The organism is Mycolicibacter kumamotonensis, from assembly GCF_002086285.1.
GTDB lineage: Bacteria > Actinomycetota > Actinomycetes > Mycobacteriales > Mycobacteriaceae > Mycobacterium > Mycobacterium kumamotonense.
Window position 1 is genome coordinate 1 of sequence record NZ_MVHU01000043.1, and the last position, 17530, is coordinate 17530.

Consider the following 17530-nt stretch of genomic DNA (forward strand, 5'->3'; position numbering starts at 1 on the left):
GCGGGACGGGCTGTCACCGTTCTGCGCGGCGGCATGAAGGCTCGAGAACGCCGCCAGATCGCCGACCAACTCGCCAACCACACGCCCGATTCGGACCCACTCCTGATCGTCGGCACCAGCTCGTTCATCGGGGAAGGCTTCGACTGCCCCGCTCTTGACACCCTGTTCCTGGCCGCACCGATCACCTTCAAGAACCGGCTCGTGCAATACATCGGTCGCATCACCCGCCCCTACCCCTCGAAAACCACCGCAACCGTGCACGACTACCACGACGAGCTCACCCCCGTCATCGCCTCATCGCTGAAGAAACGGGCACCCGGCTACCTCAAGATGGGCTTCCCCGACCCACGCAAGATGCTCAAATAGCAGGCCCACCCACCGTGATCAGCGTTCGACCTCGGCATCTCACCGGGTCGGTGGTGTTGGTCATGTTGGAGGTGGAGCCATCACCCCACAGGAAGGAAGTACCGAGTGCATATCAATGCCTTCGTACCTACCGAGAGCGCGCTAATGGTCGGGAATGCCGTCAATGCCACTCAAGTCCCGTTCACCGCATTCCGCTTGCCACCGCTAAAGGAACAACAGGTGCACCAGTTGAGCGCTCCGATCCTGTTGTGCCTCTGGGCCGAAAACGGCGCCGATCACGATCCCCGCTTGTACGTCCAGGCGCGCGATCCTAACTCGGAAACTCGGGGGAATGCTGAGTTGGTGTGGTTCTGGGAGGACGTACCAGATGCCCCGTGCAAGTGGCGGGTGTTCGACCTCCAGCTGCCGTTCCTGGTCTTCGGCGACGGCGTCTACACCTTCGGAGTGTATTCCGACCCAGACGATCCGACCGAGGACGCGTTGGCATCGTATCCCTTGACGATCATCTTCGATCCCGACTGTCCGCCTCTTCCTTCCGGTCGAGGGCTTCCGCCGGGAGCCGAGTACCGGTAGCTTGCGCCGGTTACCGGCGACGTCGTGGCCCTGGCTGCTTACCGCGTTTGCCGCCAGTTCCTCGGGTACAAGGGAAATCATGCCGGCGCCACGTCGAGCGGCGCCGCGAGAGACCTCGGCATGGAAATCGACGGGCAGCATGTCGCCGGTTGATCCGAGTGTTGATGCGGGCGTAGCGCGGTCACGCCACGACTCTCGCGCCCCTGCACGACACCAGTGTCGATTGCGTGATCTATTCCCGCACAACCCCGATGCTATTCGAGGTACCTGCCGTGGATCACAAGAAAGGTCACGGCCCAAGTCCAGCCAGCGTCCGCTATCGGTGCAGCTCAGTGCCTATATCTCTCTGCCGGGCTGACAGCTGCCGGGCTGACAGTATTTGAACCTGCGACCACTTGCCCCCAGGACGTGGCAGTAGGGCGTTTCCCGGGTCGCCGATGGTCGACGTCGGCACGTACCGTGTGACATTCACTGATGGGCAGGCCGTTCGGCAGCGCGCATGACATGTAGTCCCAGCGTGGTCCCGCGGATGATCGTGCCCGAATCGGCTCGCGAGAGCCCTTGACCGAATACAAACGTACTGCCATTGTGAGTACATGACGTCAATGAAAGGCGACCGCCTGCAGCTGCGGGTCGGCGCCGCTGCCAAACGCCGGCTTGAGGAGGCGGCAAGCGAAGCGCACCTCAGCGTCACGGCGTTCGTGTTGCAAGCCGCCAACAGTGCCGCCGACGACGTGCTCGCCGAACGGCAAACCATCCACCTCGCCCCTGAAGCTGCATTCGCCTTCACCGAAGCACTCAACCACCCCGCGCAGGTCAATGAGCGGTTGGCGGCGGCATTGCAGCGCCCGGCGAAGTTCACCTGGCTCGACTGAGGTGCAGTTCTATCGGCCGACACTGCTTGACCCGAACAAACACCACCGCGACGAATTCACCTCTGGCGAAACCACGTTGGACGGGTGGCTGCGTCGCTATGCCGGCCAAAATCGACGGGGCAACACCGCCGCAGTGTGGGTGATCGCGGACGCGAACCAGGCGGTCGTCTGCTACGCCACGTTGTCGATGACCGCCGTCGATCGCTCTGCCAGCCCCAAACCTCTGGCTACGGGAGCACCGCGGCAGATTCCCGCGCTATTGGTCGGTCGCCTGGCCACAGACAGTCGGGTGGCCGGACTCGGCCTCGGGACTGCGATGGTCAAGCACATCCTGGCCACCGCAACCGAACTGAACATCAAGGCAGCCTGTCGCGCCGTCGTCGTCACTGCCCTCAACACTGACGCATTCCGCTGGTGGCAACGATTCGGGTTCGAACCGTTTCACGCCGAAGATACCGACAACCTTGATCTCTATCTGTTGACCAAAGATATCGCCACCACCCTGGCCAACCTGTAGGACGTCAGCTCTTGACAGCGTGCGAGCATTCAGGCCGACTTGCGCTCCCCTACCCATCGCACTCCGACAGGCCGAGGTCGTCCATTTGTGAATCTCCGCGGCGCGGGCGTCGTGGTCTCGGATTAGCGATGCCCTACCGGAAGTCATTCTCCAGCGGCTTCGCGGAGCACGCCCAGCGGTCGCCGAACCAGGCCACCACATGCTGACATTTTCAGGATCGGTTCTCCGACGACACGCAGATAGGACTTGCGCGCCACCAGCTCACTTGACCAGCGGTCAATTTCGGCATGAGAACGGCCGCCCGGTCGAACCGCATAACGTGCACAGACGCGCATAGCGTGCATGAAGTGCGATCCAAGTGCCCAAAACTCCCCTGAATGAGTCCGTCGAGCGCGCCGCCTACACCCGTGTGGTCCCAGAGTGGTCGGCCCGTCACGCGGCAGTTCAGGTTGAGAATCCATGTTACCGCAGGTCATACCCCTATTTTCCTAAGTCGGGCTGACAGGATTTGAACCTGCGACCACTTGACCCCCAGTCAAGTGCGCTACCAAACTGCGCCACAGCCCGCCGCCGCCGGACAAGCCCGGCAGCAGGTCGAAAGCCTACCGCAAGCACCCCGACGCTCCGAACCCGCGTGAGGGCATCGCCCGCCCGGGCAGAAAGGCTAGGCTCGGCCAGGCGAGCGTGCCCCCCTCGGCACCGCCACAACCCCAGGAACCGCGACTGATGCAGATCCCCTTTGTCGAAGCCCTGCTCGGCATGGCCGATCGCCGCCCGGAGCCGATGCACATCCCCGGGACCACCGAAGACGCCGTCGACATCGGCGATGCCATGCTGCTGCTGCAGAAGATGGAGAACCGGCTGGTCCGGCACGCCCTGCGCAAGCCGGACGTGCTCAGCGCCGAGCAGCTGCGCCGGCTCCGCTACCTGCTGAATTTCGCCCGGCTCGACGACTTCGAGCCCGGCGCGGCCGGACCGGGCGGCACCCGCGGCCGCGGCGACGTCTCCGTCGGCGCGGAGCTGGCGCCCTGGCGGTCGCGGGTGACCGACGCCCTCTACGGTCCGCTGCGTGAGGAACGCGACCCGGTGATCGCGCTCACCGCGGCACGCGACGCCCTGGGCGGGCTGGCCGCCGGCCAGGACGAGCAGCGCCGCCAGCTGAGCGAGCACCACGGCAATGACTTCTCGGTGTCCGAACTCGACGCCGAGGTGGGCCACAAGAAGCTCGTCACCGTCCTCGGCGGTGGTGGCGGCGCCGGATTCGTCTACATCGGCGGCATGCAGGCGCTGCTGGAGGCAGGACCCATCCCGGACTACCTGATCGGCTCGTCGTTCGGCGCGGTGCTGGGCTCGGTGGTCAGCCGCGCGCTGCCGGTCCCCATCGAGGAGTACGTCGCGTGGGCCAAGACGGTGTCCTATCGCGCCATCCTGGGCCCCGAGCGATTGCGCCGCCGCCACGGCCTGACCGGGGTGTTCTCGCTGAACTTCGACCAGTTCGCCGACGCCATGTTCCGCCGTGAGGACGGCGAGCCGATGCGCATGTCGGATCTGGCTATCCCCTTTGACGCTGTGGTGGCCGGGGTACGCCGGCAGCCCTTCGCGGCGCTGCCGTCGCGGTACCGCAATCAGCGGCTCGCCGCGCTGCAGCTGCGGTCCTTCCCGTACCTGTCGATCGGGCTCGGCCCGCAGATCGCCACCCGGCTGTGGCAGACGGCCGCCTTCATCGACCCGCGGGTGGTCACCCCGCTGATCATCGCCGGCGACAATCCCGACCGTGACGTCAACGTCGTCGACGCGGCGTCGTTCTCCTCGGCGATCCCCGGCGTGCTGCACCACGAGACCAAGGACCCGGCGATGCTTCCGCAGCTCAATGCGCTGCTGGCCGACAACGACGTCGGGGCGCTGGTCGACGGCGGCGCCGCCAGCAACGTTCCGGTCGAGCTGGCCTGGAAACGGGTCCGCGACGGCCGGCTGGGCACCCGCAACGCCTGCTATCTCGCCTTCGACTGCTTCCACCCGCAGTGGGATCCGCGGAACCTGTGGCTGGTGCCGATCACCCAGGCTATCCAGTTGCAGATGGTGCGCAACGCCCCCTACGCCGACCATCTGGTCCGGTTCTCCCCGACGCTGTCGCCGGTGAATCTGGCGCCGTCGGCGGCCGCCATCGACCGGGCCGGTCAGTGGGGGCGCAAGAGCGTCGAACGCGCGATCCCGGTGGTCTCGGCGCTGCTGGAACCCATCTGGTGGGAAGGCGAGAAGGCGGCGGTGCCCGCCGAGCCCGCCGCGCCGGCACACCAGAAGGCCGCGCCGATGAGCACGGTCATGTCCGCCTTCCGCGCACCGCGAACCCGCTGGCAGCGGTGGCGCCAGCGCGACGCGATGTGACGCGCTCAGACCGCCATCAGCCGGTAGAGCCCGACCAGACCGACCACGATGATCACTGCCCGCAGCGCATTCGGTGACAGCCTGCGCCCGTAGTGCCCGCCCAAGTATCCACCGACCAACGACCCGACTGCGATCAATCCGACTGCGAGCCAACTGATCCGGTCGAATGCGGTGGTGATGTAGGCCAGTGCGGCGACCACGTTGACCAACAGCGTCAGCAGGACTTTCGCCGCGTTCATCCGCTGCATCGACTCCGGCAGCAGCACCCCCATCACGCCGATCATCAAAATGCCCTGCGCGGCAGAGAAATAGCCCCCGTACACGGCGACCGCGAACGTGCCCAGCGTCAGCGCCGCCATCCGGCCGCGGCCCAGATGGTCAACGGATCGGCCGGCCTGCTCGGCGCGGCGCTGGGCGATCGTCTGGATTCTGGGGCCGATCACCACCAAGACCAACGCCGCGATCAACAGCACCGGAACCACCCGGTTGAACACGCTTTCGGGCAAATGCAACAACAGATAGGCGCCGCACACCGCACCGATCACCGATCCGGGCACCTGCCAGCGCAGCCGGTCGCGCTGCCCGCGCAGTTCCCGGCGGTAGGCCCAGGTGCCCGACACCCCGCCGGCCACCAGGCCGATCGAGTTCGAGATGGTCGCGGTCAGAGGTGCGAACCCCAGCGTCACCAGGGTCGGGAAGGTGATCAGCGTTCCCGAGCCGACCAGGGAATTGACCGCCCCGGCGCCCACTCCGGCCAGAATGATCAAGACCATCTGCGAAACCGGCACCGGCTCCCCCTTCTCCGACGCCTCAGCGAGAACGCTTGGCGCCCCGCTTCTCTCGCACCCGTACGTTGATCCGGATCGGGCTGCCCTCGAACCCGAAGGTCTCGCGCAGTCGTCGTTCCAGGAATCGTCGGTAGCCGGCCTCCAGGAATCCCGAGGTGAACAACACGAACGTCGGCGGGCGGGCCGCGGCCTGGGTGGCGAACAGGATGCGCGGTGCCCGGCCGCCCCGCGCCGGAGGCGGCGTCGCGGCCACCACCTCTTTGAGCCAGGTGTTGAGCTGCCCGGTGGAGATCCGCTTGTCCCACGACTCCAGCGAGGTCTCCAGCGCGGGCACCAACTTCTGCACGGCCCGACCGGTTTTCGCCGAGATGTTCACCCGCGGCGCCCACGCCACTCGGGCCAGGTCGCGGTCGATCTCCTTGTCCAGCAGGTAGCGCCGGTCTTCGTCGACCAGGTCCCACTTGTTGAAGGCCAGCACCAGTGCCCGGCCGGCCTCGATCACCATGGCCAGCACTCGCTGATCCTGTTCAGTCAGCGGCTGCGAGGCATCGACGAGGATGATCACCACCTCGGCGGCGTCGATGGCGCCGTGGGTGCGTACCGAGGCGTAGAACTCATGCCCGCTGGCCTGGCCGACTTTGCGGCGCAGCCCGGCAGTGTCGACGAAACGCCAGATCTTGCCGTCCATCTCGATCAGCGAGTCGACCGGGTCGACCGTGGTTCCGGCGACGTCGTGCACCACCGAACGCTCGTCGCCGGCCAGCCGGTTCAGCAGCGAACTCTTGCCGACATTGGGTTTGCCGACCAGTGCCACCCGTCGTGGACCGCCTCCCCCGCCGGCGGTTTCGGCGACCTCGGGCAGCTTGGCGATCACCTCGTCGAGAAGCTCGGCGACTCCCCGCCCGTGCAGGGCGCTGACCGCGTACGGTTCGCCCAGCCCCAGCGACCACAGCGCCGCCGCGTCGGCCTCACCACGCTCCCCGTCAACCTTGTTGGCGGCCAAGAACACCGGCTTGCCCGAGCGGCGCAGGATGCGGGCGGCGGCCTCGTCACCGGCGGTGGCTCCGACCACCGAGTCCACCACCAGGATCACCGCGTCGGCGGTGCGCATCGCCACCGACGCCTGCTCGGCCACCAACTGCTGCAAGCCCTTGGCGTCGGGTTCCCAGCCACCGGTGTCCTGCACCACGAAGCGACGCCCGGTCCACAGCGCGTCATACGACACCCGGTCGCGGGTCACGCCAGGCAGGTCCTGCACCACCGCCTCACGCCGGCCCAGGATGCGGTTGACCAGAGTCGACTTGCCGACGTTCGGCCGGCCCACCACGGCCACCACCGGTGGGGGTCCGGAGTCCTCGACGAGCTCGTCGAAGCCGCCCTCTTCCCCGATCTCCCAGTCACTTTCGTCGACCCAGGTGCCGTCGGATTCAGAAGGACTCATCGGATCGCCCCGCAGCGCTGCTCGACCAATTCCCGCAGGTGGTCGACCACCTGCGCTTGCGTCATCCCCCCGGTGTCGACGATCACCGCGTCGTCGGCGGGCCGCAGCGGCGACACCTTCCGGGTCGAATCCAGTTCATCGCGGCGCAGCACGTCGGCCAGCACCGCCGCGTAGTCATCGCCGAGCCCGGCCGCCACATTCTGGTCGTTGCGCCGCCGGGCCCGTGTCTCGGCGGAGGCGGTGAGGAAGATCTTGACGTCGGCGTCGGGCAGCACCACGGTGCCGATGTCGCGGCCTTCGACCACCACTCCGCCGGCTTCGGCGGCAAGCTTGCGCTGCAGGGCGACCAGCCGGGTGCGCACCGCTGGGATCGCCGACACCCCCGAGACCGCCCGGGTCACCTCGTCACCACGGATCTCGCGTGAAACGTCTTCTCCGCCAAGGTAGGCACGGTCCCCGTCGGGGTGCGAGTCCACCGCGACCTCGGCGGCCTCGGCAACCCGGGCAATACCCTCGGCGTCATCGAGGGCGACACCGGATCGCAGCACCGCCAGTGTGACGACGCGGTACATCGCGCCGGTGTCCAGATACCGCTCTCCGAGCGCGCGCGCCAAACCCCGTGACACCGAAGACTTTCCGGTCCCGGCCGGGCCGTCGATAGCCACCACGACCCCGCTGCCCGTGCTCACAGACCTACCGCCTTGTACAGTTCGCCGACCTCTTTGCGGCCCAATTTGCGAATGGTGCCAGGCCGCTGATCCCCCAGCGCGACCGCGCCGATATCGGTGCGCACCAGTTCCTGTACCGGAAACCCGACCGACGCCAGCATTCGGCGCACGATGCGCTTGCGGCCCTCGTGCAGCGTCACTCGCACCAGCGTTTTCCCGGGTACGGCGTCGACCACCGCGAAGTCGTCGACCTTCGCCGGTCCGTCGTCGAGTTCGACACCCTCGCGCAGTTTCTTGCCGAGCCCGCGCGGCACCGTCCCGAGCACGGTGGCCACATAGGTTTTGGGTATCTCATAGGACGGGTGCATCAGCCGGTGCGCCAGCTCGCCGTCGTTGGTCAGCAGCATCAGGCCCTCGGTGTCGGCATCGAGCCTTCCGACGTGAAACAGCTTGGAGTCACCGCGAACCCGGTGCTCGACGTAGTCGCCGATGCAGGGCCTGCCGCGGTCATCCGCCATCGTCGAATGCACACCGCGCGGCTTGTTCAGCGCCAGGTACACCCTTGTGTCATCGACGGTCACCCGCGCCCCGTCGACCCGGATCACGGCCGTGTCGGGATCGACCCTGGTACCCAGTTCGGTGACCACCTTGCCGTCCACCTCGACCCGGCCGTCGAGAATCATCCGCTCGGCGACCCGGCGCGACGCAACCCCGGCCTGCGACAACACTTTCTGCAGCCGCACACCATCGGTGTCCGGCTCGAACTCGGAGAAGGCCATCAGTCGTGGTCCACATCGAAAGTCAGTGGCTGATCCGCGGCCTGCGCGCCGCCGAGTTTCATGAAACGCGGTTCACTGTCCAGGGATTCGCTCAGATCGTCGATGACGTCGACGTCGGGCAGCAGGGGTGCGATGTCGGGCAGGTCGGCAAGCGAGGACAGGCCCAGCCGCTCCAAAAACAGCTCGGTGGTCGCGAACGTCACCGCGCCGGTGTCGGCGTCGGCGCCGGCTTCGGTGATCAGGCCCCGGGCCAGCAGGGTGCGCATCACCGCGTCCACGTTGACGCCGCGCACCGCGCTGACCCGCGCACGCGTCACCGGCTGGCGGTAGGCGACCACCGCCAGCGTCTCCAGGGCGGCGCGGGTCAGTTTGGACCGCGCGCCGTCGAGCAGCAGGCGCTCGACGTACGGGGCGAACCTTGCGCGGGTGTAGAGCCGCCAGCCGCCGCCGGCCTCCCGCAGGTCGATGCCGCTGTCGCGTTCGGCGAGCTCGTCGGCCATCGCCCGCAGCTTCGCGGTGATCCGGTACACCGGCTGGTCGGTGGCAGCCGCCAACGCCTCGACGGTCACCGGGGTGTCCACCACCAGGAGCAGGGCCTCGAGCACCGCGCCCAACTCGGAGTCCTCGAGTTCGGGGGCCACGGCGACGTCGATGCCCAGGTCCGAGCCCGCGGGACCGGCGAACTCGGCGGCCTCGGACGGCTCAATCGGCTCGGTGGGCCCGGACGGTTCCGACACCTCGGGTTCGGGCATGTGGTCAGTCATCAATTCGTCTCGCACTACTCGGCCGATTCTGCTTTCACCAGGTCTACTAACTCTTCCGCGGCCGGAGATTCACCGGTCCACGACACCTGGAGCACACCAAGTGGTTCTGACTGGTCGAATGCTACCGCCCGGGCTCGATACAGTTCGAGCAGCGCCAGGAAGCGGCCGACGATCTCGATCGGCGCCCGGCAGTCGGCGACCAGTTCGGAGAACGACGCCCACTGACCGCTGCCGCGCGCCTCCAGCAGCCTTAGCAGCACTCCCGCTTGTTCGGGCACCGACACCATCACCTCGTGCAGGTGCTCGGTGCCCACCGTCGGCACCGGGCGGGGGGTGAACGCGGCGGCCGCGATCTGGGCGAACGAGTCGGCATCGACGCCCAGCATCACCTCGGGCAGCAGGTTGGCGAAGCCGTCCTCCAGCGACACCGCGCGCGGGTAGCTGCGCAGCGCGGCGGCCTCGAGTTCGGCGAACATCTGCGCGACGTGCTTGAACGCCCGGTATTGCAGCAGTCGCGCGAACAGCAGATCGCGGACCTCCAGCAGGGCGAGGTCCTCTTCGTCGTCGACCTGCCCGGCCGGCAGCAGCCGGGCCGCCTTGAGATCGAGCAGGGTGGCGGCGATGACCAGGAACGCCGTCGTCTCCTCCAACTCCAACTGCGCACCGACGTCGCGGGTGTAGGCGATGAAATCGTCGGTGACCTGGTGCAACGCCACCTCGGTGACGTCAAGGCGGTGCGCGAAGATCAGCTGCAGCAGCAGGTCGAAGGGACCTTCGAAGTTGGTCAGTCGAACCTGGAAGCCTTGAGTTTCGCTGGGGCCGCCGGCTGGCTCAGTCTCGGTTTTCACGCGCCGAATCGGTCGATGACTTCGCGGGCCAGTGCGCGGTAAGCCTGCGCACCGCCGGACTTCGGGGCCCAGGTGGTGATGGGCTCCCCCGCCACGGTGGTCTCGGGGAACCGGACCGTGCGGGTGATCACCGTGTCGAACACCAGGTCACCGAAGCGCTCCACCACCCGTGCCATCACCTCTCGGGAGTTGACCGTGCGCGGGTCATAACGGGTCAGCAGGATGCCGCTGATCTCCAGCTTCGGGTTCAGCCGGTCGCGGACCTTCTCGACGGTGTCGGTCAGCAACGCCAGGCCGCGCAGTGAGAAGTACTCGCACTCGGTCGGGATCACCACCCCGTCGGCGCAGGCGAGTCCGTTGACGGTCAGCAGTCCCAGCGACGGCTGGCAGTCCACCAGCAGGTAGTCGTAGCGGTCGAGCACCGGTCGCAGCGCCCGGGCCAGCGAATGCTCGCGGCCCACCTCGTTGACGAGCTGGATCTCGGCGGCCGACAGGTCGATGTTGGACGGCACCAGGTCCAGGTTCTCGATCCGGGTCGGCATCAGCACGTCGTCGATGTCGACCCGCGGCTCCACCAACAGGTTGTGAATGGTGTGCGCCAGCTCGTAGTGCGGCACCCCCAGGCCCGCCGACAGCGCGCCCTGCGGATCCAGATCGACCAGCAGCACCTTGCGGCCGTATTCGGCCAGTGCCGCGCCGAGGTTGATGGTCGAGGTGGTCTTGCCGACGCCGCCCTTCTGGTTGCACATCGCGATGACCTTGGCGGGGCCGTGTGTCGAGCGGGGCTGCGGCTCGGGGATATTCCGCGGTGGACGCCCGGTCAAGCCGACGCCGGGGCGTTCGTCGTCGCTCATGGCCGATTAGGCGAGGTGGTGGCGGACATCCGAAGAAGTCTAACGGGTGACCGACGCCCGCACCTGCTACATGAGCAGTCCTCGGGCGTGCCGCGCGCCATAAGATCGCGCCCATGAGCCTCAAACGACACATCCCCTTCTTGCGGTGGTCGTTCCTGCGGGTGGTTACCGGCACCCGCAGCCTCACCACGACAGGCCAGATCGGCGACGGCCGCGAAGCTGCCGCGGTCGACTACGTGCTGTCCCATGCCCGCGCCGGCGACATCGACGATGTACTGGCCCGCCTCGACGAGTTCGCTTACGAGCAGTCGCTGCTGATCAATATCGGTGACGAGAAGGGAGTCCTGCTCGACGCCGCGGTGCAGCGGGTCAACCCGGCACTGGCGTTGGAACTGGGCACCTACTGCGGTTACGGCGCCCTGCGCATCGCCCGCGCCGCGCCGTCGGCCCGGATCTACTCGGTCGAGCTCGCCGAGGCAAACGCCGACAACGCCCGGCAGATCTGGGCGCACGCCGGGGTGGCCGACCGGATCACGTGTGTGGTGGGCACCATCGGTGACGGCGGGCGCACGCTGGACGCCCTGACCGCACGGCACGGCTTCGCCGCCGGTGCGTTGGACTTCTTGTTCCTCGACCACGACAAGGACGCCTACCTGCCCGACCTGCACAGCATCCTGGATCGGGGCTGGCTGCACCCGGGGTCGGTCGTGGTGGCCGACAACGTCAAATTGCCGGGCGCACCGCGCTACCGCGAGTACATGCGGGCTCAGCAGGGGACGCGCTGGGACACCGTCGAGCACAAGACGCATGTGGAGTACCAGAGCCTGCTGCCCGATCTGGTGCTGGAGTCGACGTTTCTGGGCTAGTTGCCTGGCGCGAGCGTGCGCAGAATTACGGTTTCTGCCGCGTGTCGCTGTGCAAACACGCGCGCTCGCGCAGAGAAAGAGCCAGGCTAGCGGGCGCGGGGGTGGGCGCCAGCCCAGACCTCGCGCAGCGCGTTCACCGTGACCAGCGTGTAGATCTGGGTGGTCGACACCGAGGCATGCCCGAGCAGTTCCTGCACCACCCGCACGTCGGCGCCCCCGTCGAGCAGATGGGTCGCAAACGAGTGCCGCAGCGTGTGCGGTGACACCTTCGCGGTGATCCCGGCTCGCTCGGCGGCGTCCTGCAGCACCTGCCAGGCGCTCTGCCGCGACAGCCGGCCCCCGCGGGCGTTGAGGAACACCGCCGCGGTGCCACGGCCACGCCCCGCCAGGCTCGGACGGCCCCGCACCAGATAGGCGTCCAGTGCCGCCACCGCGGGCCGCCCCACCGGCACCAGCCGCTGCTTGCCACCCTTGCCGCGCAACAGCACCGACCGGTCGCGCACATCGATGTCGTCGAGATCCAGGCCGACCGCCTCCGAGATCCGGGAGCCGGTGGAGTACAGCAACTCCAGCAGCGCCCGGTTGCGCAGCGTCAACGGGCCGTCCGAGGCGCTCTCGCCTCCCGCACCGGCCAACAGCGCGGTCACCTCGTCGATGGTCAGGCTCTTGGGCAGTCGCCGTCCCGGAGTCGGCGGTTTGACGCCGCGCGCCACGTCCACCGGGGCCATACCCTCCGCGGCGGCGAACCGGTGCAGGCCCCGCACCGCGATCAGCGCGCGCCCGGCCGAGACCGCCGACAGCGCCGGCATGCCGTTGTCGGGGTCACCGCGCCGCAGCGCCACCAGGAAATCGGTGACGTCGTTCTCCCGGACGGCGGCCAGGTCGTCGATGCCGCGCGCCTGCAGGTGTTCGGTGTAGCGCCGCAGGTCGCGCCGATAGGAGCTCAACGTATTGGCGGCGACGCCACGTTCGATCGTCAGATGATCCAGGTAACCCTGCAGCTGCCCGGTCAGCGGGACAACCGGCCGGGCCGCCGCGGTCATGACCGGCTCTGCCTGGCGGCGAACGCGGTCGGTCTGTCGACCCACTCGGCGTCCACCGGACGTGGGGTCGCCAGCCCCAGGCGGTGCAGGTAGGCGGCCAGAATTCCCGCCACCGCAATGGCATTGACGATCTCGCCGCGGAACACCCGCTCGGCCGCCTCGGCGATCGGATACCAGCGCAGGGTGAGATCGGCCTCCTCGTCCCGTGCTTCCGGGCGTTCGACCTCCGAAAGCCCGGTGGCCAGATACACCCGCACCGACTCGTCGGAGAAGCCGGGCGTGGAGTCCAGGTCGACCAGCACCTGCCAGGTGGTCGCGGTCAGCCCGGCCTCCTCGACGAGTTCGCGCGCGGCGGTCAGGTGGGCCGCCTCGCCGCCGACGTCGAGCAGCCCGGCGGGCAGCTCCCACAGCCGCCGGCCGAAGGCGTGGCGGTACTGGTAGATCAGCGGGATGTTGCCGGACTCGTCCATGGCGACCACCCCGACGGCGCCGTAGTGTTCCACCACATCGCGGGTGGCCGTCTTCCCGCCCGGCATCCGCACCTCATCGCGGCGCAGCGCGAAGATCTTGCCGCGGTGCAGCAGCTGCGACGAGTCGGTCTCGAAGACGTGTTCAGCCACGGGTTACGTGTTCCGGCAGGGCTTCTTGTACGGGATCGGTCAACGGTTGGGCGCTGCCGCCGTGGCCGTCGGCGCCGGCGTCGACGGGCTCGTGGTGTTCGTGGGCGTGCTCGGGGATCTCCACCGGCAGCCGCTCGGCGGCCTTGTAATCGATGGCCGCCCCGACGAACGCGGCGAACAGCGGGTGTGCCCGGGTCGGCCTGCTCTTCAACTCCGGGTGCGCCTGGGTGCCCACCAGGAACGGGTGCATCTCGCGCGGGTACTCGACGAACTCCACCAGCTTTCCGTCCGGGGACGTGCCGGAGAACCGCAGGCCGCTCTCGGCGATCCGGTCCCGGTAGGCGTTGTTGACCTCGTAGCGGTGCCGGTGCCGTTCGGAGACCTCGGTCGTCCCGTAGGCCTCGGCAACGATCGAACCCGGTTCCAGCACAGCGGGATAGGCGCCAAGGCGCATGGTGCCGCCGAGGTCGGCCGTGCCGGCGACCGCATCCTGCTGATCGGCCATGGTCGCGATCACCGGGTCCGGCGTGTCCGGATCGAACTCCGCGGAACTGGCCTGCGTGATACCGGCGGTGCGGGCCGCGTCGATCACGATGCACTGCAGGCCCAGGCACAGTCCCAGCACCGGCAGCGAGTGGGTGCGCGCATAGGCGATGGCGCCGATCTTGCCCTCGATGCCCCGGATTCCGAACCCGCCGGGGATCAGCACCCCGTGCATGTCTCCCAACGCGGCGGCCGCCCCCGCCGGGGTTTCACACGCGTCGGAGGCGACCCAGTGGATCTCGACCTTCGCGTAGTGGCTGAAGCCGCCGGACCGCAACGCCTCGATGACCGACAGATACGCATCGGAGAGGTCGATGTACTTGCCCACCAAGGCGATTCGCACGGTCTCGTGTGGTTCATGGACGCGCCGCAACAGCTCGTCCCACTCGGTCCAGTCGACGTCCTTGAACGGCAGGTTGAGCCTGCGCACCACGTAGGCGTCCAGCTCCTCGCGGTGCAGCACCTTGGGGATGTCGTAGATCGATGCCGCGTCCGGGGTGGAGATCACCCCGTCGACGTCGACGTCGCACATCAGCGCGATCTTGTTCTTCAGCGGTTCGGGCACATCGCGGTCGCAGCGCAGGATCAGCGCGTCGGGGGTGATACCGATGCTGCGCAGCGCCGCCACCGAGTGCTGGGTGGGCTTGGTCTTGAGCTCACCGGAGGGCGCCAGATACGGCACCAGCGATACGTGCAGGAAGAACACGTTGTCCCGGCCGACGTCGTGGCGGACCTGGCGGGCGGCTTCCAGGAACGGCTGTGACTCGATGTCGCCGACGGTGCCGCCGATCTCGGTGATGACGACGTCGGGGCGCCGGCCGTCGGCGTCGGGCTCGGACATCGCCAGGATGCGCCGCTTGATCTCGTCGGTGATGTGCGGGATCACCTGCACGGTGTCGCCGAGGTACTCGCCGCGGCGTTCCTTGGCGATCACCGTCGAATACACCTGCCCGGTGGTCACATTCGCCGACCCGGGCAGGTCGCGGTCCAGGAACCGCTCGTAGTGGCCGACGTCGAGGTCGGTCTCAGCACCGTCTTCGGTGACGAAGACCTCACCGTGCTGGAACGGGTTCATCGTCCCGGGGTCGACGTTGAGATAGGGGTCCAGCTTCTGCATGGTGACCTGCAGGCCGCGGGCGATCAATAACTGGCCCAGGCTGCTTGCGGTCAAACCTTTACCGAGCGAGGATGCAACTCCGCCGGTGACGAAGAGGTGCTTCGGCTCGGTTTGCGGATGCTTTCGCAGTGGTGGCAACACCAACCTCCGTGACGACGGCGCAGGATTGAGGGCCTGCCGACCCACGGAATCTCACCCTAACATCGTTGGCAGCCCCCGGCCGCTGACACGCCGCCCGGCCGCGGCCGCCCGGCCTTATTGCGCGAGGGTGACCGACCCGGCGCCGTGACCGATGCCGTACCGGCCCGGGTGCCCGCCGTTGATCAGACTGCTCACCGCCATGACGGTGGTGATCCGCCCGGACTCCAGGTCGACGTCGTCGACCGTGCTGATCGCGTCGCCGACGGCGGCGTCGGTGCGGGCCATCGCCACGGCCGCGGTGCCCGAGGCGCAGCCGTCCCGGCCGGCCAGCACCGTAGCCGAGCCGTGCGGGGCCAGCGCCGCCGCGAACCGTGCCACGCTCACTCCGCTATTGCCGGCGTCATCGGGCAGCGCTCCCCCGGTGATCACCACCGCGGCGTCGGCCGCGGCGAACCGGGGTTCGGGGTAGGTGATGAAACCGGTGTCGCGCAGCGCCGCCAGTACGGTGGCGCGCTGGGCGTCGTCAACGGGCGCAGCGGGTGGGTCGGGATGGCGCGAGTTGATCAGCAGCGCGATGCCGAGCAGGTCGCCGGCCTGGGCGCCCTGGTCGATGAGATCGGTGCTCAATTGGGCGCCGGCCGGCACGATCCCGGACTCCACCACCGCCCGCAGCTTCTCCTCGGCGTTGCCGTCGACGAACTGGGGCGTCAGCGCGATCGTTGCGGTGACGGCTCCGCCGGCCTGGCCGATGATCCGCGCGACCGCCTCGACGTCATCATCGGCGGCGTCCGGGGTCCGGAAGATCACCGCGGACTTGCCCTTGAGCGCGTCGTGCACGATGCGGGGCGCCATCTGGGCGTCGAAATCGTTTGCGTGGCCGAGTCGCTCGTCCAACGCGTTCTGCTGGTCGTGCAGTGTGTCGATCTGTGCGCGCAGTTCCTGCTTGTCGGACTGCAGGCTGCCCAGCACCGGTCCCGACAGCAGCCCGGAGCCCAGCACGACGCCGATCACCAGTGCCAGCAGCACCGCGGTCAGCGACATCGCGTGGTAGCGGGGGGTGATCATCGCAGTGTCGGCCCCAGTTCTCTTAGGTCACCCAGTGCTGCAGCCACAGCCTCAGGTGGTGCCAGTAGTTGCCGAGCCAGTCCAGTACCACGGCGTCGGTCTGCGACACCCACAGCGCCACGATGACGGCCATCAGCATGGTCAGCACCAGCAGTGCGATGGCGCCCGCGGAGACCCGGTTGCGGTACAGCGTGGCGACCGCCCGGGCGTCCACCAGTTTCTCGCCCACCTTGAGCCGGGTCAGGAACATCGACGGATTGGTCAGCTGGCGGGTCCGGTCGAAGAACGTCTCGATGTTGGCGGTGTGCCCGGCCGTCACCAGCAACGCCGCACCATGGTGGTCGGCCAACAGCAGCGCCAGATCCATCGGGGACCCGGCGGCCGGGAACGTCATGGCACCCACACCGAGGTCCTGGATGCGCTCCAGACCCGGGGCGTGACCGTCGGCGTCGGCGGGCAGCACCACCTGGGATCCGCCCCGCAGCACCTCGGCGCTCATCTGGTCGGGGTCGCCGACGATCAGCTGCGGGCGGTATCCCGCCTTGCGCAGCACGTCGGCGCCGGCGCCGATGCCGATCAGCACCGGCTGGTACTCCTTGATGAACGGCTTGAGGCACTTGAGGTCGTCGGCGGCGTCGGGTTCGTCACCGACCAGCACCACATGCCGGCGGCGCAGGTCGACATCGATCTCGGGGACGCCGATTCCGTCGATCAGCAGCGGGCTCTCGCTGCGGATGAACTCGATGGTGTTGCCGGCGAAGGACTCCAGGTGCGCCACCAGCCCGGTCTTGGCCTCGAGCATCAGGTCGGCGATCTCGACATCGCTGCGCTCGACGCCGCGCGCCAGGCGTCGGTCGCCGGAGTAGACCGCACCGTTGTGCAGCCGGATCTTGGCGCCGTCGCGGATCTTCTTGAACACCGTGGGCCCGGCCTCGTCGATCAGGGCGACGCCGTTGGCCACCAGCACCTCGGGCCCGAGGTTGGGATAACGCCCGGAGATGGACGCCGAGGCGTTGACCACGCCGGCGATCTGCGCCTCCACCAGTGCGTCGGCGGTGATCCGGTCCAGGTCGAGGATGTCGAGAACCACGATGTCGCCGGGCCCGACCCGGCGCAGCAACCGGTCGACGTCGCGATCAACCCGTGCGGTACCGACGACACCGGGCCGGGAGGCGTTACGAGACAACAGCGCAGACATCTTCATGGGCGCGATTCTGGCCGGGAAGTCAGACGAATCGCGGGAGGCGCGCCGTAACACCAGCCCCAGAAGTTCTATC

18 protein-coding genes and 1 tRNA gene are annotated in these 17530 nt (G+C 68.1%); 6 read left to right on the top strand and 13 right to left on the bottom strand.

Features of this window, described 5'->3' with window-relative positions; genetic code table 11:
* The 4 genes from BST28_RS20330 to BST28_RS20345 all read left to right on the top strand — a co-directional run.
* A partial coding sequence (locus BST28_RS20330; protein ID WP_337339096.1) for a DEAD/DEAH box helicase occupies positions 1–366 on the top strand: 366 nt, incomplete at its 5' end.
* Between the two features lie 105 nt (positions 367–471).
* Positions 472–939, top strand: a complete 468-nt coding sequence (locus tag BST28_RS20335; RefSeq protein WP_131813866.1) for a hypothetical protein — start codon at positions 472–474, stop codon at positions 937–939.
* Positions 940–1535: 596 nt separating this feature from the next.
* Positions 1536–1814 (top strand): type II toxin-antitoxin system TacA family antitoxin, encoded by a 279-nt coding sequence (locus BST28_RS20340; RefSeq protein ID WP_100227044.1) that lies wholly within the window; start codon positions 1536–1538, stop codon positions 1812–1814.
* Position 1815: 1 nt separating this feature from the next.
* A complete protein-coding gene (locus tag BST28_RS20345; RefSeq protein WP_019738864.1) occupies positions 1816–2331 on the top strand; it encodes a GNAT family N-acetyltransferase in 516 nt (171 codons plus the stop codon).
* 493 nt (positions 2332–2824) lie between these two features.
* Here BST28_RS20345 and BST28_RS20350 read toward each other — a convergent pair.
* A tRNA-Pro gene (locus tag BST28_RS20350) sits at positions 2825–2898 on the bottom strand.
* Positions 2899–3114: 216 nt separating this feature from the next.
* On the opposite strand from BST28_RS20350, the gene BST28_RS20355 reads away from it, so the two are divergent.
* Positions 3115–4716, top strand: coding sequence for a patatin-like phospholipase family protein (locus BST28_RS20355; RefSeq protein ID WP_234808354.1), 1602 nt, complete (start codon positions 3115–3117; stop codon positions 4714–4716).
* Between the two features lie 5 nt (positions 4717–4721).
* On the opposite strand, the gene BST28_RS20360 is transcribed toward BST28_RS20355, so the two are convergent.
* The 7 genes from BST28_RS20360 to BST28_RS20390 are packed head-to-tail and all read right to left on the bottom strand — an operon-like array spanning position 4722 to position 10858.
* Positions 4722–5489: a sulfite exporter TauE/SafE family protein gene (locus BST28_RS20360; RefSeq protein WP_065289332.1), complete on the bottom strand. Its 768-nt coding sequence runs from the start codon at positions 5487–5489 to the stop codon at positions 4722–4724.
* 37 nt (positions 5490–5526) lie between these two features.
* Positions 5527–6945, bottom strand: a complete 1419-nt coding sequence (gene der / locus BST28_RS20365) for a ribosome biogenesis GTPase Der (protein ID WP_065289327.1) — start codon at positions 6943–6945, stop codon at positions 5527–5529.
* Complete coding sequence (gene cmk, locus BST28_RS20370; protein ID WP_019739106.1) at positions 6942–7634, bottom strand: (d)CMP kinase; 693 nt, start codon at positions 7632–7634, stop codon at positions 6942–6944. Before cmk ends, der begins: the two co-directional genes overlap by 4 nt.
* The gene (locus tag BST28_RS20375; protein WP_019739107.1) at positions 7631–8392 is read right to left on the bottom strand and encodes a pseudouridine synthase; all 762 of its coding nucleotides are present in this window, start codon (positions 8390–8392) and stop codon (positions 7631–7633) included. The genes cmk and BST28_RS20375 overlap by 4 nt, the downstream gene beginning before the upstream one ends.
* Positions 8392–9156, bottom strand: a complete 765-nt coding sequence (gene scpB / locus BST28_RS20380; RefSeq protein WP_109510990.1) for an SMC-Scp complex subunit ScpB — start codon at positions 9154–9156, stop codon at positions 8392–8394. The genes BST28_RS20375 and scpB overlap by 1 nt, the downstream gene beginning before the upstream one ends.
* 14 nt (positions 9157–9170) lie before the next feature.
* The gene (locus BST28_RS20385; RefSeq protein ID WP_085990283.1) at positions 9171–10013 is read right to left on the bottom strand and encodes a segregation/condensation protein A; all 843 of its coding nucleotides are present in this window, start codon (positions 10011–10013) and stop codon (positions 9171–9173) included.
* Positions 10001–10858 carry a ParA family protein gene (locus BST28_RS20390; RefSeq protein ID WP_019738573.1) on the bottom strand — a complete coding sequence of 286 codons (858 nt, stop codon included), beginning with the start codon at positions 10856–10858 and terminating at the stop codon, positions 10001–10003. Before BST28_RS20390 ends, BST28_RS20385 begins: the two co-directional genes overlap by 13 nt.
* Before the next feature lie 113 nt (positions 10859–10971).
* Between BST28_RS20390 and BST28_RS20395 the strand changes: the two genes are divergently transcribed.
* A complete protein-coding gene (locus BST28_RS20395) occupies positions 10972–11724 on the top strand; it encodes an O-methyltransferase (protein ID WP_065289326.1) in 753 nt (250 codons plus the stop codon).
* Between the two features lie 86 nt (positions 11725–11810).
* On the opposite strand, the gene xerD is transcribed toward BST28_RS20395, so the two are convergent.
* The 5 genes from xerD to steA all read right to left on the bottom strand — a co-directional run bounded on the left by xerD (position 11811) and on the right by steA (position 17457).
* The gene (gene xerD / locus BST28_RS20400) at positions 11811–12767 is read right to left on the bottom strand and encodes a site-specific tyrosine recombinase XerD (protein WP_019738571.1); all 957 of its coding nucleotides are present in this window, start codon (positions 12765–12767) and stop codon (positions 11811–11813) included.
* Positions 12764–13387 (bottom strand): NUDIX domain-containing protein, encoded by a 624-nt coding sequence (locus BST28_RS20405; RefSeq protein WP_083082652.1) that lies wholly within the window; start codon positions 13385–13387, stop codon positions 12764–12766. The genes xerD and BST28_RS20405 overlap by 4 nt, the downstream gene beginning before the upstream one ends.
* Positions 13380–15176 (bottom strand): CTP synthase, encoded by a 1797-nt coding sequence (pyrG, locus tag BST28_RS20410; protein WP_065289330.1) that lies wholly within the window; start codon positions 15174–15176, stop codon positions 13380–13382. The genes BST28_RS20405 and pyrG overlap by 8 nt, the downstream gene beginning before the upstream one ends.
* 126 nt (positions 15177–15302) lie before the next feature.
* Positions 15303–16253 carry a copper transporter gene (locus BST28_RS20415; RefSeq protein WP_019738902.1) on the bottom strand — a complete coding sequence of 317 codons (951 nt, stop codon included), beginning with the start codon at positions 16251–16253 and terminating at the stop codon, positions 15303–15305.
* 22 nt (positions 16254–16275) lie between these two features.
* Positions 16276–17457 carry a putative cytokinetic ring protein SteA gene (steA, locus tag BST28_RS20420; protein ID WP_019738903.1) on the bottom strand — a complete coding sequence of 394 codons (1182 nt, stop codon included), beginning with the start codon at positions 17455–17457 and terminating at the stop codon, positions 16276–16278.
* Positions 17458–17530 lie beyond the last annotated feature (73 nt).

Coding starts and splice junctions, on each gene's coding strand:
- BST28_RS20340 (WP_100227044.1), top strand. CDS start 1,536: ATGACGTCAATGAAAGGCGACCGCCTGCAGCTGCGGGTCGGCGCCGCT.
- BST28_RS20355 (WP_234808354.1), top strand. CDS start 3,115: ATGCACATCCCCGGGACCACCGAAGACGCCGTCGACATCGGCGATGCC.
- BST28_RS20360 (WP_065289332.1), bottom strand. CDS start 5,489: ATGGTCTTGATCATTCTGGCCGGAGTGGGCGCCGGGGCGGTCAATTCC.
- der (WP_065289327.1), bottom strand. CDS start 6,945: ATGAGTCCTTCTGAATCCGACGGCACCTGGGTCGACGAAAGTGACTGG.
- BST28_RS20375 (WP_019739107.1), bottom strand. CDS start 8,392: ATGGCCTTCTCCGAGTTCGAGCCGGACACCGATGGTGTGCGGCTGCAG.
- scpB (WP_109510990.1), bottom strand. CDS start 9,156: ATGACTGACCACATGCCCGAACCCGAGGTGTCGGAACCGTCCGGGCCC.
- BST28_RS20390 (WP_019738573.1), bottom strand. CDS start 10,858: ATGAGCGACGACGAACGCCCCGGCGTCGGCTTGACCGGGCGTCCACCG.
- BST28_RS20395 (WP_065289326.1), top strand. CDS start 10,972: ATGAGCCTCAAACGACACATCCCCTTCTTGCGGTGGTCGTTCCTGCGG.
- xerD (WP_019738571.1), bottom strand. CDS start 12,767: ATGACCGCGGCGGCCCGGCCGGTTGTCCCGCTGACCGGGCAGCTGCAG.
- BST28_RS20415 (WP_019738902.1), bottom strand. CDS start 16,253: ATGATCACCCCCCGCTACCACGCGATGTCGCTGACCGCGGTGCTGCTG.
- steA (WP_019738903.1), bottom strand. CDS start 17,457: ATGAAGATGTCTGCGCTGTTGTCTCGTAACGCCTCCCGGCCCGGTGTC.